Below are 14695 nucleotides of genomic sequence, written 5' to 3' on the forward strand. Positions count from 1 at the left end.
GCTCGGCGGCGCCCTCGCCAAGCGAGCCCCGGCGGACTCCCCGGCCCCGGCCCCGGCCCCGGCCCCGGCGCCGGCCGCCGAGCCGGAGCCCAGCACCGCCTGACGCTTGCTCGGAAGGGGCGGTGAAAACGGCCATCAGGGCTGTTTTCGCCGCCCCTTCGGCGATGTTTCAACCTTTATTCCTCAACCCCGCGTCACAACGTGAGTAAAAGGTCACGCCACCCCCGGCAAACGGGTGAAACACCAGTAGCGTACGCTGTACGGCGGGATGCGGAGGATTGATCCGCTTCCCGCGCGGACAGCCTCACACCCAGCGGGCACCGTGCACCCCGCCGCACAAGGAGGCACAGTGCTCGACGGACTGGGCTCCTTGCTCCACGGGCCATGGATCTATCCGCTGGTCGCTGTGTCGATCGTCCTCGACGTCTTCGTCCCGGTGCTCCCCAGCGGAGTCCTCCTGATCTCCGCCAGCGCCGACGCGACCTCCGCCTCCGCCTCCGGTGAACTCCTCGACGTCGCCATCCTGTTGGGCTGCGCGGCCACCGCCTCCGTCCTCGGCGACGTCGCCGCCTACCGCCTCGCCTGGCGCGGCGGTGACTGGCTCGACCACCGCGTCGCCCAGTCCCGGCGGCTGTCCTCCGGCCAGGAAAAGCTCGGGGCCGTCCTCGCCCACGGCGGTGGCGCCCTCGTCGTCCTCGCCCGCTTCGCCCCCGCCGGCCGCTCGGTCGTCTCCCTCAGCGCCGGCGCCGCCCACCGCCGCGCCAAGGAGTTCCTCCCCTGGTCCGCCCTCGCCGGCCTCACCTGGGCCGTATACAGCGTCGGCCTCGGCTACCTCGGCGGCGAATGGCTCGGCGCCACCTGGCTCGCCAGCGGAATGTCCGTCCTGGCCCTCCTGGCCTCGGGCTCCCTCGCCGCGTACGTCTTCCAGCGCGAGGGCCGCACCGCGACCGCCCCGGCCGCCGCCCCCTCCACCCCCGGCACACTTCCGGTCAATGTCGCCGTCAGCCTGCCCGCGCAGGCGGCGGCCGCCGCCGACCGGGTGTCGGTCGCCGAAGCGCTTTAGGGCCTGTCCGGCCTAGCCGGCCGCCCGTACGCGGGTCAGCACCTCATCCGCGAGTTCCCGCAGCGGCAACTCCCCGTCGAGGATGACCGTGTCGCCCGGCAGCGTGTCCAGCGCGGCGGTGCACGGCTCGATCTGCGCCTTGCACCACCGCCGCGCCCGCGCCTCACGCTCCGGGTCGCCGTCCGGGGTGACGTTCCGCCCGTCGATCCGCCGGGCCAGGACGTCCGGCGCGACCTTCAGGAAGAAGTGGTGCAGGGTGATCCCCGCCCGCTCCAGCACGCCGAAGATCTCCTCCAGATACCCGGGGTTGACCAGGGTCATGGGGACGAGGACGGGCCGCCGGTACTCCTGCACCAGCCGCACCGCCAGATCGGCGACCTGCTGCCGCCACAGCGGGAGATCCTGGAAGTTGCCCGTCGGCACCTCGACGATCTCCCGGAGCAGATAGCCCACCCACTCCGGGTCGTAGACCAGCGCCTCTGGCATGCGGGGGCGCAACTCCTCGACCAACGAGGTCTTGCCGCTGCCGAACGCGCCGTTCACCCAGACGATCACTCGTGTCTCCCGTTCGTCGCCGAGAGGCAGCAGCCTAGCCAACTACCGGATGAGCGGACGCGGATCGAAAGTCGCCCAGACCCGGGTGACCCTGCCGTCCTCGACGTGCGCCCAGGTGGCGGTGGGGACCGGAGGGGCGACGGTGGTGTGGAGCTCGAACCAGGTGAGGACGTCGGGGCCGTCGGCGAGCATCTTGTGGACGACGACATCGGTGACGATCTCGGAGAGTCCTTCGATGCCCTTGACGCACGCGTCGCCACCCTCCGCCTCGCCGAGAGGACCACGGAAGGTGGCGTCGTCGGCCAGGACGGACCGGAGGGTGTCGAAGTCCTTGTCCCGCCAGGAGGCGTAGTAGGTGGCGACGATCCGCTTGACGTCCTGAGTCATGATCAGGGTCCTTTGCTTCCGGCTCTTTCGGGGTCTGATTCCACGATCCCGGAGGCCGGTTCAGAAGTCCAAGATCTGGATCAGCTACCAGCCAGAAGCAATCCTTATGGCTTCGGCGCCCCTGCCGCGCCTGCAGGCCGCGGAATGTCGACGCTGGTCAGCGTCGCCGGAGAGGGGGTAAAGGCGCGCAGCCGGACCCGCTTGGTGGGCGAAGCGGGGAGACGGAAGTAAGGATCCTTGGGCGGCAGAAGCACATAGCGGGCGGTGTGGTGAGCGGCGAGCGTGGCCGGACCGGTACGGACCCGCCAGAACAGGGAAGTGCCCTGGCCCGTGCTGACGACGAAGTGCGGGGTGAGGTCGGAGCCGGTCGGGTTGGTCGCCATCACGGTGAGGGCGGCCAGATTGCGGTGAGCGTGGTCCGTGGTGTGCTCGGCGGTGATACGGAGCTTCAACGGCGGCGAGGACCCGGCCGCCACCGCGACACAGGCGAAGGAGGGGGCCACCAGAGCGGCCGCCAGAACCCCCTTGGCCGTGCGGCCGAAGCGTGGCAGAACAGGCAGCCGCGGCTGCCACGCCTTGGCGAAGGCAGAGGCCGGCACCGTCGCGGCGGCCGCCAGCCACAGCGGCGTCATCATCAGGTAGTAGCCGTCCTGGGAACGGGTGGCGACATAGAAGGCGCACCACGGCAGAATCACGGCCGCCGGACCGAGGCGGCGGATGAACAGGACGAACAGACCGAGGAGACCCAGCAGCAGCAGCACACTCGCGTACGAGTAGAAGGACAGCCGGCTGCTGCCGTTGGTGAAGTAGAACGACAGGTCGATCGCGCCCTGGCCGTGGATGATCGCGCCCTGGGTGATCGGGAGGGTGACCCCGGCCAGCCAGCCGCCGGCATCCTGGGCGATGAAGTACGCGTTGAGCGCCAGCCAGGTCCCCGCCGCCACCCCGGTGAAGCGAGCCACGACCACCAGGGCACCGCGCGACCCCAACTCGCCGCGCCGGACGGCGTAGATGCCCGCCAGCAGGAAGGGCGTCACAAACCACGGGAGCTGCTGAGCGGCGCAGGCGGCACCCAGGCACACCGCGCGCAGCACACCCGGCCGGCCCAGCCGCCCACCGGCACCGATGCCCGGCCACCGCACCGCCACTGGGATCAGCAGCACCAGGGCGATGATCGCGGGGTACCCCATCCGGGCATAACCCGGCAGCATCCCGAAGCCCAGGCACACCACCGTGGCGGCGGAACGCCACGGCGCGGGGACCATGACCCACAGCGCGACGGTCCCGGCGATCAGGGCACCCGTAGAGACCATGGTGACCGCGACCGCACTGTGGATCACCGCGTACACCGGCACCGAGAGCAGCGCAGTCAGCGGCGGGTAGCCGTACGTGTCGTCGATGCCACCCGACATGGTGGGAGTGACGGCGATATGCGGATCATTGAAGAGGAACGGCCACGGCTGCCCGTAGACCAGATTGCCGTGAAGGATCTCGTGGGTCGCCTGAGCGGTCAGCACAGCCTCGTCGGAGCCCCCGTGAGAGACGGCGAAGCCGCACAGGGTCAGGGCTATGGCCGTCAGCAGTACGGCCAGATCGACGCGGGCCAGGGCCGCCCGGCTGCGTACCGACAGCGCGAGGATGCCGGTGATAAGGATCGAGGCGTAACAAAGAGAAACCACCCCGGCTACGACCGGATGGGTGGCCATCGCGTGAATCCACAGGGCCCGGGTGCCGATGAACAGGCTGATGACCGCCAGCACGGTCAACCCCCTGTGCCACTGCGGCGGCGCACCCTCCGAAGCAGCGGGTGGAGGCGCGGCGGCCGTCGCAGCCAGGATTCGCGGCAAAGCCGCCTCGGCCGTCTCGTTCATGCGGAGTGGTCCTCTCGGGCAACCTCATCGCCATCAACTACATCTGTGTAGATGCAGGTCCGGGAGTCCCCGTTCCGTCATATCAAGGAGAAGGTCATTCCGCATGAGTAACGATTCCGCGGCCCCAGGTCGCGCCCTGGTCATCATCCCGACCTACAACGAGGCAGCGAACATCGCCACCATCGTCGGCAGGGTGCGGGCCGCCGTGCCCGACGCGGACATACTGGTCGCCGACGACAACAGCCCCGACGGCACCGGGAACATCGCCGACGAACTCTCCGCCGTCGACAAGGCCGTCCACGTCCTCCACCGCCCCGGCAAGCAAGGCCTCGGCGCCGCCTACCTCGCCGGCTTCCGCTGGGGCCTGGACCGCGACTACGACGTCCTCGTCGAAATGGACGCCGACGGCTCCCACCGCCCCGAAGAGCTCCCCCGCCTGCTCACCGCCCTGCACCACGCCGACCTCGTCCTCGGCTCCCGCTGGGTCACCGGCGGCCGCGTCGTCAACTGGCCCAAGTCCCGCGAACTCCTCTCCCGCGGCGGCAGCGCCTACTCCCGCCTCATGCTCCGCCTCCCCGTACGCGACGTCACCGGCGGCTACCGCGCCTTCCGCGCCCGCACCCTCCAGGGCATCGGCCTCGACGAGGTCCAGTCACAGGGCTACTGCTTCCAGGTCGACCTGCTGCGCCGCGCCGTCCAGCACGGCTTCACCGTCACCGAAGTGCCGATCACCTTCGTCGAGCGCGAGCACGGCGTGAGCAAGATGAGCCGCGCCATCGTCATCGAAGCCCTCTGGCGCGTCACCACCTGGGGCCTCAAGCCGCAGCCCCGGCGCCGGCCCCAGCCGGCCGCTCCGGCCGCCGCGCCGGCGCGACAGGAATGAGTGACAGCCCACACCAAGGTTCTTTTGACAAAATCCGGCTACGGCATCTACCCGCCAGTAGAACTGCTGCGCGATCGTAGGGGGCAACCGAAGCAGGGAGAACGGCCGCATGACATCCGCACGCCGCGCCCATGGGGAGCTGGAGTCCGAAATCCTCGCTGCCCTCTGGGCCGTCGCCACCCCCCTCACCCCCGGCCAGGTCCAGCACCACATCGCCGGCACCCCCGCCTACACCACCGTCGTCACCACCCTGTCCCGCCTCCACGACAAAGGCACCCTCACCCGCATCCGCACCGGCCGCGCCTACGCCTACACCCCCGTCGCCGACGAAGCCGGCCTCGCCGCCCGCCGCATGCGCCAAGTCCTCGACGCCGAGTCCGACCGCCGCACCGTCCTCGCCCGGTTCGTCTCCGGCCTCGCACCCGAGGACGAGCGGGAACTGGTCCGGCTGCTCGGCGACCCCGACGGAGCCTGAGGGGCCCAGAGGGGAGGGGAGGGTATCGGGTTGCTGAGCAGGGGGTATGGCAGGGTAAGGTGACCACTCGTGTTCAGGGCGTGTAGCTCAGTGGTAGAGCGTCGCGTTTACACCGCGAATGTCGGCGGTTCGAAACCGTCCACGCCCACCCTCTGACCCGCGCAGCTGCCTCCGGCCCACCGGCCGGGGGCAGCTGTTTTTTTACGTACGGGTCACCCCTCGGTGAGCTCCGTGTCGACGACCGTGTGGAGCCCCTGGGGGGTGGCCTGGTCGAGGCGGAGGGAGGCGGTGCGGCCGCGGAGGGTGAGGGTCATGAGTTGGTTGCCGAACCAGGGGCCGGTGAGTTTGCGCCAGGTGACGGGGGTGGGGGAGAGGCGGCCGTGGCGGGCGAGGGCGCGGCCGAGGAGGCGGCCGGCGGGGCTCCAGCCGAGGCGGAAGGCGAGGCGCATGTAGGCGGGGACGCGGTTGTGGATGGGGGAGCAGGTGAGCTGGAGGAGGCGGGAGGTCAGGTCGCCGGTGGGGGAGTGGGCCTCGGCGGTGTAGGCGTGGTGGACGTCGCCGGAGAGGACGCAGATGGTGGCGGGGGCGTCGGGCGACGTACCGATGTCGGTGAAGAGGTGGGCGAGGGCGTCGAAGGAGTGGCGGAAGGCCGACCAGTGTTCGAGGTCGGCGGCCTGGCGGAGGCGTTCGCCGCGGGCGGTCCAGCTGAGGCCGCGTTCGCCGCGGGCGAGGGCGGAGGACCATTCCTCGGCGTAGTGGACGGCGTGGGGGAGGAGCCAGGGGAGGGAGGTGCCGATGAGGAGGTGGTCGAAGCTGCCGTCGGGGAGCGCCTGTCGGTGGAGCCAGTCGTGTTCGGCGGGGTCGAGCATGGCGCGCTGGTCCTCGTCGAGGACGCGGGCGGCGCGGGAGTCGACCATGAGGAGTCGTACGCGGCCGAGGTCGCGGCGGTAGCTCCAGCGCACGGATGCGGGTTCGGTGTCGGCGCGGGCGGCGAAGGCGCGTAGCGCTTCGGTGCCGTCGGCGGTGGCGCGTACGGCGGTGTAGAGGGGGTCCGTGGCGAGTTCGGCGGGGCTGAGGTTGCCGAGGTGCTGGTGGACCCAGTAGGAGGTGAGGCCGCTGAGGATGCGCTCGGACCACCAGGCGGTTTCGCGGATGTCCTGGCGCCAGGCGTGGGAGGTGTTCCAGTCGTCGATGACGTCGTGGTCGTCGAAGATCATGAGGCTGGGGACGGTGGAGAGCAGCCAGCGGATCTCGGGGTCGAGCCAGGATTCGTAGTAGAGGTGGGTGTATTCCTCGTAGTCGGCGACCTGGTCCCAGGGCGGTTCGCTGAGGTCGCGGCGCTGGGCGAGCCAGGCGCGGGTGGGGGCGGAGGTCTCGTCGGCGTAGACCTGGTCGCCGAGCAGGAGGAGGACGTCGGGGCGGGGAGTGGTGCCGTCGGCTATCTGCTTGGCGAGGGTGTCGAGGGCGTCCGGGCCGATGGGGTCGTGGCCGTCGGAGGGTGGTGCGGCCCAGCGGCAGGAGCCGAAGGCGACGCGCAGGCCGTTGTCCTGGTCGTCCGGGGTGTGGATGGTGCTGGGCGGGAAGGCCGAGTCGGGTGGCGGCCAGACCTGCTCCGCGTCCAGGAGTACGCGGTAGGGGATGCTGGTGCCGGGGCGCAGTCCGGTGACGGTGACGAGGGCGTAGTGGTGGCCGGCGATCTGCCAGGTGCGGGCGGTGCCGCTCGCGCCGTCGTCACAGCGGACCTCGACCTCGCGGGGTCGGTCGGCCTCGATCCATACGGTGGCGCTGTGCTGGTCGGCGTATCTGAGCAGCGGGCCCAGTCGCAGCTCTGCTGCCATGAGATGTGCCTCCCCTCCCTCGTGTCGCGGTCGCAAGACTACGGACGACGGAGGGGAGGCGTGGGTTCCCGTGAGGAGTTCGAAACGGGAGTTCGCGTCAGGAACCCTTCGGCACCGGGCTCAGCAGCCGCTGAGTACGGAGCTGAGCTTGCTCTTCTCGGCGGAGTCGACCGAGAGCTTGTAGTAGTACTTCACCTGGACCCAGGCGCGGACGTAGGTGCAGGCGTAGCTGCTGAGCGGAGGCATCCACTCGGCCGGGTCCTGGTCGCTCTTGGCCTGGTTGACGTTGTCGGTGACGGCGATGAGCTGAGGCCTGGTCAGGTCGTTGGCGAAGGCCTGGCGTTGTGCGGTGGTCCAGGCCGAGGCGCCGGAGTCCCAGGCCTCGGCGAGCGGGACGAGGTGGTCGATGTCGAGGTCGCTGGCGGCGGTCCAGGTGGCGCCGTCGTAGACGGAGTACCAACTGCCGCTGGTGGAGGCGCAGCTGGAGTCGGTGACGACGTTCGTGCCGTCGCGCTTGAGGACCGTCTCGCGGGTGTTGCAGGTGCCGCTGATGGTGATCCAGTGCGGGAAGAGGGTGCGGTCGTAGCCCGTGCGGTTCTCGGTGGCGACGGTGAGCGACGCGAGGTAGGTGCGGGCGGTGGCGGCGCTGACCGGGGTGGGCAGCGCGGCCTGGGCCTGGGTGGCCGGGCCGACCAGGCCGACGAGGGCGATGAGTCCGGTGAAGGCGGCTATGAGGCTGAGTCGTCGACGCGCGTAGATGCCGCGCCGAGTGAGGGCAGTGCCCATTCGGGACATGCGAACTCCCTTTGTGTGGGGGTAATTTGGCGGTAAAGCCGAGGCAAATCCTGTCGCCGCCACATTTCCTCGGGGCGAGCGGCAGGTAACAGATTGGCGACATGGACACGTCATGTCGAGAGGTCGCGCACAACTAAATCCGGCCGATCCGGGGCCTTTCCCGCCACGCCGCCTAGGGTGGTGGGGTGCCCGTGCTCGTCCTCAACGCCGCCGCCCCTGCCGCCCACGCCGGTCCGGTCGCCACCCGCGGCGTCCACCGCCCTCGTCCCGGGCCTGGACCAGACCCGCAGTGTGGGCCTGGTCACTCTTCCCGGCGCCATGGTGGGCCTGCTGCTCGGCGGGGCATCTCCCTTGCTGGCGGGGGCGGTTCAGCTCTTCGTACTGATCGCGCTACTCGCCGTACAGGCGGTGTCACTGGCCGTCGTCCTGGAGCTGGTGGCGCTGGGCCGGCTGACGCGTCGCGTAGACTGAACGCAGCAGAAGGGGAGTAGCTCTTCGCCGGAACGTCGACATACTGGTTGGCCTTGGTCAGCCCGGCGCCCGGAGGCGGATGTCCTGCATCCGCCAGCGAGACCTTCGGCCGCAGTGTTCAACGCTGCCGTGCCGAAGCGACGCCTTGTACGAGATACACGAGGTTCTCCGGTGCGGCTGCCCGACCGATGAGGAACCCAAGTCCGTGTTCAGCTTCACCGTCGCCGCCATCGTCTTCGGCGTCGTCTTCCTCGCAGAGCTGCCCGACAAGACTGCGCTCGCCAGTCTGGTCCTCGGCACGCGCTATCGCGCCTCGTACGTCTTCTGCGGTGTCGCCGCCGCCTTCGTCGTCCACGTCGCCCTGGCCATCGCGGCCGGCAGCGTACTGACCCTGCTCCCGCACCGCCTGGTCGAGGTCGTGGTGGGCCTGCTCTTCCTCGCGGGGGCGGCCGTGCTGCTGCTGAAGAAGGACGACGACGAGGAGGACATCCGCGAACCCGCCGACCGCAGCTTCTGGCACGTGGCGGGCAGCGGCTTCATGCTCATCCTGGTCGCGGAGTTCGGCGACCTCACGCAGATCATGACCGCGAACCTCGCCGCCCGCTACAACGACCCGCTCGCGGTCGGGCTCGGCGCCGTCCTCGCGCTGTGGGCGGTCGCGGCGATAGGAGTCTTCGGCGGGCGGCTGCTGATGAGGTGGGTGCCGCTGGGGCTGATCACGAAGATCGCGGCGGCGGTGATGGTCGTGATGGCGGGCTTCAGCCTCTATGAGGCGATCGCCGGCTAGCGACGTACGGCTGGTCAGCCGATGTGGAGGACGAGGCCGCCGTCCGCGGTGGCCTCGACCCGCACCTGCTCCAGGGAGTCCACGTGGGCGGTCGGGCGGTGCGTGGCGGCCCGGGGGCCGACGCCGACGACGCGCATTCCGGCGGCTCGGGCGGCGGCTATGCCGACCGCGGAGTCCTCGAAGACGACGCAGTCCTCCGGGCCGAAGCCCAGCTCGGCCGCGCCCTTCAGGAAGCCCTCGGGGTCGGGCTTGCTGGCGCTCACCCGCTCGGCCGTCACCATGATCTCCGGCAGCGGCAGGCCGGCCGCGCCCATGCGGGTGCGGGCGAGGGCGTCGTCGGCGGAGGTGACGAGGGCGTGGGGGAGGGTCTGGATGGCGGCCATGAAGGCGGGTGCCCCGGCGATCGGCAGGACGCCGTCCACGTCGGCGGTCTCCTGGGCGAGCAGCTCGCGGTTCTCGGCGAGGTTCTGCTCCATGGGGCGGTCCGGCAGCAGTACCGCCATCGTGGCGTAGCCCTGGCGGCCGTGTACGACCTTCATGACGGCGTCGCCGTCCAGGCCGTGACGTGTTGCCCAGCCGCGCCAGCAGCGCTCGACGACCGCGTCGGAGTTGACCAGCGTGCCGTCCATGTCGAGGAGCAGTGCGCGGGCGGACAGCGCGGCAGTGGACGGGGTCGTGGACTGCGGCATACGTGCTCCTCGTTGGTACTCAGTGGCCCCGCCCGCCGGTCAGGGGAAACGGGCGGAACCACTTTGTTTCTACACGATACAAAAGCCGGGGGGCTTTACGCCAGGGGGGTCGGGCGGTCAGTCCCATGTACGGCAGGGGGCCAGTGGATGTATGGCGGGGATCAGTCCACGTACTGCAGCAGTCCCCATGTGAAGTGCGCCACGCGCGCCGCGCCGTCCTCGGGGTCGGTGAACCCGAGCCGCCAGCGGCTGGGCGCGTCGCCCTCCATCGGCTCGGCGGGCGCGAACGCCCTGGCCACCTCGTCGACCGTGCACGACCACGGCTTCAGATCCTCGGTCGTACGCAGCGCCGGGCCGGCCGCGCCCGGGGCGCGGATCAGCCACTCGTTCCACGTCGCGCCCCCTCGTGGCGCGCACAGCACCTCGAAGCGCAGGCTCGGCCACAGCGGTACGGGCCACCGCAGCGCCCGGAACGTCAGATCGCCCACCCGGCGCGTCTCCTCCGCCTCCGGCTCGTCCAGTGCCATCCGGTACCGCCGCTCACCCCGGGGCCCGTGGCGGCCGTGGCCCCATGCCTGCCAGCGGCGGTTCGCCTCGCGGAGGTCGGCGTGGCTCGCGCCGAGCGTGCGGAGGGCGTCCTCGACCAGGGCGGGCTGGTGGTCCGCCATGCGGCGGAGCAGGACGAGCTGGAACTCCACCGGGCCGAAACCGTCTGTCACCACGGGCCGATTCTGTCACCCGGCCCGTCCCGGGGGGCCTACGGATAGGTCGAATGCGACTCCAGCGAGGCCCGCGTATTGGCGCCGTAGACGCCGTCCGGGTCGCCCTTGACGCCGTAGATGGCCTGGTAGTGGGAGACGGAATCGCGGACGGCGGAGGTGTAGTTGCCGTCCGCGTTGCCGGTGTAGAACCATTTCTGGCGGAGCCGCGACTGGAGCTCGACCACCTCGGGGCCGTGGTCGCCCATGCGGAGGACGGGGGGCGAGGTCGGCGTGGCGGAGCGGCGCGGCGACGGGGAGGTGCTCGCCGACCGGGACGGCGAGCGCGAGGCGGACACGCCGCCCGTGGAGCCCGCAGCGGCGGTACGGGAGGCGGACGCCGAGGCGGAGGCCGACGCGGACCGGGAGGCGGAGGCGGACGGGCCGCGCGAGACGGAGGTGTCGGCGGAGGGAAGGACCAGCTGGGGCGCGGAGGTGTCGCTGTCCGGCAGGACCTGCTCGGAGCTGTCGCTGCCGGTGAGGAGCTGCGTGGCGAGGACGACCGCGCCGACGACGACAGCGGTCGCCGCGGCGGCCGCGGCGACAATGATCGGCCCCCGGCGGCGCCGGCCGGGCTCGTCGTCGTAGGCGTCCGGATCCTCGTACGGCTCCAGATCGGTCTCGTACGCCTCCGGGCCCTCGGGCGGTTCCGGCAGCGCGGCCGCGGCGTCGGCGGCCTCGGCGGGCTCCACGACGTACGGCTCGGGAACGGCGCCGCCGCCTGCCTCCCCACCCGAACCGGAGACCGCCACATAGGGCCGTACCCGCAGCGGATGGAAGTCCGCCGCTTCGGCCACCGCGTCCTCCCGCTGGGCCGCGCGCGTGGCGCAGCCGCAGCCGGGTCCGCCGTCGACCTCCGCCGGCGCGTTGCACGTCGCGCAGCGCTCCGTCATGTCAGTCCCCACCGCCTACCTCCCCTGGACGCTGTGATTATGCAGACGGCACAGACAGTGCACAGGCTCACCCCCCGCCCTGGCGGCTGTCCAAATAGCGCCAATACCGTCGATCGGTGCGAATATTGACCGGAGAATCAAGGCGAGGAGCGCGGCGTGGCGCAGAACACGACCTCCGAAGCGCCCCCCGAGGGCCCGACGACGGCGGCCGCCAAGCACAGCGTGAACGTGGCGATCGGCGCCCTCGCCCTCGGCCTGCTGCTGGCCGCGCTGGACCAGACGATCGTCTCGACCGCCCTGCCGACCATCGTCAGCGAACTCGGCGGCATCCAGCACCTGTCCTGGGTGGTCACCGCCTACCTGCTCGCGTCCACCGCCGCGACCCCGCTGTGGGGAAAGCTCGGCGACATGTACGGGCGGAAGAAGCTCTTCCAGACCGTCATCGTCCTCTTCCTCATCGGCTCGGCCCTCTGCGGCATCTCCCAGAACATGGCCGAGCTCATCGGCTTCCGCGCCCTGCAGGGCCTCGGCGGCGGCGGCTTGATCGCGCTGTCGATGGCGATCGTCGGCGACATCGTGCCGCCGCGCGACCGGGGCCGCTACCAGGGCGTGTTCGGCGGGGTGTTCGGTGCGTCGAGCGTCCTGGGACCGCTGCTGGGCGGGGTGTTCGTGGACAACCTCAGCTGGCGCTGGGTCTTCTACATCAACCTGCCCATCGGCCTGATCGCCCTCGCCGTCATCGCCTCCGTCCTGCACATCCCGGCACGCCGTACCACCCACCGCATCGACTACCTGGGCATGGCCGCGGTCGCCGCCGCCGCGACCTCCCTGGTCCTCATGGCATCCCTCGGCGGTACGACCTGGGCCTGGGGCTCCCCGCAGATCATCGGCCTTGCGGTGCTCGGCTGCGTACTGATCGGCGTCTTCATCGTCATCGAGATCCGCGCCGTCGAACCCGTCATGCCCCTGCGCCTCTTCCGGATCCGCACCTTCTGGCTCTGCTCGGTGATCTCCTTCGTCATCGGCTTCGCGATGTTCGGGGCGATGACCTTCCTGCCCACCTTCCTCCAGGTGGTGCACGGATACTCGCCGACCCTGTCCGGCGTGCACATGATCCCGATGGTGATCGGCATGCTCGTGGCGTCGACCGGCTCCGGTCAGATCGTCTCCCGTACCGGCCACTACAAGATCTTCCCGATCCTGGGCACGGCGGTCACCGCCGTCGGCCTGTTCCTCCTGCACCGGCTCGACGAGTTCACCAGCACCTGGGTGATGAGCGGCTACTTCGTCGTCTTCGGCTTCGGGCTCGGCCTGGTCATGCAGGTGCTGATCCTCGCCGTGCAGAATGCCGTCGGCTACGAGAATTTGGGCGCGGCCACGTCCGGGGCGACCTTCTTCCGCTCGATCGGCGCGTCCTTCGGCGTCTCGGTCTTCGGCACCATCTTCTCCAACACGCTGGGCAACAAAATCGCTGCGGCCCTGGTGGGCAAGCCCCTCCCGGCCGGCTTCAACCCGTCGGTCATCACCTCCGACCCGCGCGCGGTCGGCCGGCTCCCGGCGGACGTGCGGCCCGCCGTGCTGCACGCGTACTCCACCGCGATCACGAATGTGTTCCTCTATGCGGTCCCGGTGGTCCTCGTCGCTTTCGTACTGGCGTGGTTCCTCAAGGAGGAGCCGCTGCGCGGCTCGGTGACCGTCCCCGACGCGAGCGAGACCATCGGCACCAACCCCGTCGAACGCTCCTCGCTGGACGAGATCGCGCGCGGGCTCTCCATCCTCGGCAGCCGCGATGCCCGGCGCGACCTGTACACGCGCATCACCAAGATGGCCGAGCTCGACCTCTTCCCCGGCTCCAGCTGGCTGCTGTTGCGGATCGGGAAGGCCGGACCGACCGACCCGGTGGACCTCGCCCTGAAGACCACCGTGCCGCGCGCCGTCATCGAACGGGCGGCGGTGGAGGTCGAGGAGCGGCATCTCGCCCGCCGCGAGGGCAATCCGCTGGTCCTCACCGAACGCGGCCAGGAAGTCGTGGCGCTCCTCACCGAGGCCCGCCGCAAGGTGCTCGCCGATCTGCTCGGCGACTGGGACCCCGACCGCCACGCCGAACTCGCGGCGCTACTCAGCAAGCTCACCGGCGAGTTGTGCGGAGGAGACACCGACCGCCCCGGTGGCCAGAAGGACTCCGCCAAATACAGGCCCGGCGAAACGGTCACCTGACGTAGCCGGCGTTTCAGCGCGGTTCTGGCGGCAACCCGATGCCCAACGGCACAGGTTCCGTCCGAAGGTCCAGCCCTGAGAGGCAGCTATGACAACCGGCATCATCATCGCCGCGATCGTGATCGTCCTCGCGCTCGTCGCCGCGGTCGGATTCGGCATCGTACGGCCCGGCAGCCGCGCGGGCAGCCTGCGGCGGCGCTTCGGCCCCGAGTACGAGCGCGCTGTGGAGCGGCACAACGGCGACACGGCCGCCGCCCACGAGGAGCTGCAGGAGCGGCTGCGGCGGCACGGCGAGATCAAGACCCGGCCGCTGAGCTGGCAGGACCGGGAGCGCTACTCGGCCGAATGGACCGGCGTCCAGGAGCAGTTCGTGGAATCCCCCGCCAAGGCCGTCACCGAGGCCGGTGCACTGCTCGACCGCCTGGTCCACGAGCGCGGCTACCCGGAGGCCAAGTCCGGCGAGCAGATCGACGCCCTGTCCGTCCACCAGCCCCGATATGCGCAGACCTACCGCGACGTGCGGTCGGCCGCCATCCGGGCACAGAAGGGGGAGGGCTCAACCGAAGAGCTGCGCACGGTACTCGTACGCGCCCGCGGGCTGTTCGACGAACTCGTCAAGCCCGGCCCGCAGGACCCCGGCCCGCACCACGGCAATGGCAACGGAAATGGCAATGGCAATGGCAATGGCAATGGCAACGGCAGCAAGCACCGCGCCGGCCGCCTTCGCCTCTCGTCGTCGTCGTCGAGGAGCAACAGCTGTTGACTTCCTCCCCCGCCTAAGGGCGGGGGTTTCCAGCGGTCGCCCGCTGGGTTTCCTGCTTCGCCAACGACTGCCCCGTCCGGGAGGACTCCCGTTGAGGTCTTATACCGTCTCCACAGGCCGAGACGGCCAGCCCGGCCGCCTTGATGTTGCGTGCCGCGTTCACGTCGCGGTCATGGGTGATGCCGCAGTCGCACGTCCACTCACGGACGTTCAGCGGCAGCTTCTCGCGGATCGTGCCGCACGCCCCGCA

15 protein-coding genes, 1 tRNA gene and 1 pseudogene are annotated in these 14695 nt (G+C 70.5%); 8 read left to right on the plus strand and 9 right to left on the minus strand.

The window, feature by feature from the left end; all coding sequences use genetic code 11:
* The first annotated feature begins 349 nt into the window (after positions 1-349).
* A complete protein-coding gene (locus tag EFK10_RS39900) occupies positions 350-1063 on the plus strand; it encodes a DedA family protein (RefSeq protein WP_127360543.1) in 714 nt (237 codons plus the stop codon).
* A 12-nt stretch (positions 1064-1075) separates the two neighbouring features.
* Here the strand turns inward: EFK10_RS39900 and EFK10_RS39905 are convergent, their stop codons facing one another.
* From EFK10_RS39905 to EFK10_RS39915, 3 genes are all read right to left on the minus strand, one after another.
* Positions 1076-1618: an AAA family ATPase gene (locus tag EFK10_RS39905; protein ID WP_127360544.1), complete on the minus strand. Its 543-nt coding sequence runs from the start codon at positions 1616-1618 to the stop codon at positions 1076-1078.
* A gap of 42 nt (positions 1619-1660) precedes the next feature.
* Positions 1661-2005, minus strand: coding sequence for a nuclear transport factor 2 family protein (locus EFK10_RS39910; RefSeq protein WP_127360545.1), 345 nt, complete (start codon positions 2003-2005; stop codon positions 1661-1663).
* A gap of 104 nt (positions 2006-2109) precedes the next feature.
* Positions 2110-3876, minus strand: a complete 1767-nt coding sequence (locus EFK10_RS39915; RefSeq protein WP_240677766.1) for a hypothetical protein — start codon at positions 3874-3876, stop codon at positions 2110-2112.
* Between the two features lie 103 nt (positions 3877-3979).
* Here EFK10_RS39915 and EFK10_RS39920 point away from each other — a divergent pair, with 103 nt between their 5' ends.
* The 3 genes from EFK10_RS39920 to EFK10_RS39930 all read left to right on the plus strand — a co-directional run bounded on the left by EFK10_RS39920 (position 3980) and on the right by EFK10_RS39930 (position 5382).
* Positions 3980-4759: a polyprenol monophosphomannose synthase gene (locus EFK10_RS39920; protein WP_127360546.1), complete on the plus strand. Its 780-nt coding sequence runs from the start codon at positions 3980-3982 to the stop codon at positions 4757-4759.
* A gap of 109 nt (positions 4760-4868) precedes the next feature.
* Positions 4869-5234 (plus strand): BlaI/MecI/CopY family transcriptional regulator, encoded by a 366-nt coding sequence (locus EFK10_RS39925; protein WP_127360547.1) that lies wholly within the window; start codon positions 4869-4871, stop codon positions 5232-5234.
* 76 nt (positions 5235-5310) lie between these two features.
* A tRNA-Val gene (locus EFK10_RS39930) sits at positions 5311-5382 on the plus strand.
* Between the two features lie 64 nt (positions 5383-5446).
* On the opposite strand, the gene EFK10_RS39935 is transcribed toward EFK10_RS39930, so the two are convergent.
* Together EFK10_RS39935 and EFK10_RS39940 are read right to left on the minus strand one after the other, a co-directional pair.
* Positions 5447-7072, minus strand: coding sequence for an alkaline phosphatase D family protein (locus tag EFK10_RS39935; RefSeq protein ID WP_127360548.1), 1626 nt, complete (start codon positions 7070-7072; stop codon positions 5447-5449).
* 120 nt (positions 7073-7192) lie between these two features.
* Positions 7193-7867 carry an HNH endonuclease family protein gene (locus tag EFK10_RS39940; RefSeq protein ID WP_206305785.1) on the minus strand — a complete coding sequence of 225 codons (675 nt, stop codon included), beginning with the start codon at positions 7865-7867 and terminating at the stop codon, positions 7193-7195.
* A 243-nt stretch (positions 7868-8110) separates the two neighbouring features.
* Here EFK10_RS39940 and EFK10_RS39945 point away from each other — a divergent pair.
* A pseudogene (locus tag EFK10_RS39945) lies at positions 8111-8338 on the plus strand (ABC transporter permease); the annotation flags it as partial.
* Between the two features lie 205 nt (positions 8339-8543).
* Positions 8544-9125, plus strand: coding sequence for a TMEM165/GDT1 family protein (locus tag EFK10_RS39950; protein ID WP_127360549.1), 582 nt, complete (start codon positions 8544-8546; stop codon positions 9123-9125).
* A gap of 14 nt (positions 9126-9139) precedes the next feature.
* Here the strand turns inward: EFK10_RS39950 and EFK10_RS39955 are convergent, their stop codons facing one another.
* The 3 genes from EFK10_RS39955 to EFK10_RS39965 all read right to left on the minus strand — a co-directional run bounded on the left by EFK10_RS39955 (position 9140) and on the right by EFK10_RS39965 (position 11477).
* Positions 9140-9814 (minus strand): HAD-IA family hydrolase, encoded by a 675-nt coding sequence (locus EFK10_RS39955; RefSeq protein ID WP_127360550.1) that lies wholly within the window; start codon positions 9812-9814, stop codon positions 9140-9142.
* Positions 9815-9975: 161 nt separating this feature from the next.
* Positions 9976-10482 carry a hypothetical protein gene (locus EFK10_RS39960; protein ID WP_240677767.1) on the minus strand — a complete coding sequence of 169 codons (507 nt, stop codon included), beginning with the start codon at positions 10480-10482 and terminating at the stop codon, positions 9976-9978.
* 89 nt (positions 10483-10571) lie between these two features.
* Complete coding sequence (locus tag EFK10_RS39965; protein WP_127360552.1) at positions 10572-11477, minus strand: peptidoglycan-binding domain-containing protein; 906 nt, start codon at positions 11475-11477, stop codon at positions 10572-10574.
* Between the two features lie 144 nt (positions 11478-11621).
* On the opposite strand from EFK10_RS39965, the gene EFK10_RS39970 reads away from it, so the two are divergent.
* Together EFK10_RS39970 and EFK10_RS39975 are read left to right on the plus strand one after the other, a co-directional pair.
* Positions 11622-13682, plus strand: a complete 2061-nt coding sequence (locus EFK10_RS39970) for an MFS transporter (RefSeq protein ID WP_127360553.1) — start codon at positions 11622-11624, stop codon at positions 13680-13682.
* An 88-nt stretch (positions 13683-13770) separates the two neighbouring features.
* Positions 13771-14445 (plus strand): hypothetical protein, encoded by a 675-nt coding sequence (locus EFK10_RS39975; RefSeq protein WP_127360554.1) that lies wholly within the window; start codon positions 13771-13773, stop codon positions 14443-14445.
* Positions 14446-14458: 13 nt separating this feature from the next.
* Here the strand turns inward: EFK10_RS39975 and EFK10_RS39980 are convergent.
* Positions 14459-14695, minus strand: a 237-nt coding sequence (locus tag EFK10_RS39980; protein WP_164836333.1) for a zinc ribbon domain-containing protein, incomplete at its 5' end; no start/stop codon positions are given.

It is taken from the genome of Streptomyces soli, assembly GCF_003999195.1.
GTDB classification, from domain to species: domain Bacteria; phylum Actinomycetota; class Actinomycetes; order Streptomycetales; family Streptomycetaceae; genus Actinacidiphila; species Actinacidiphila soli.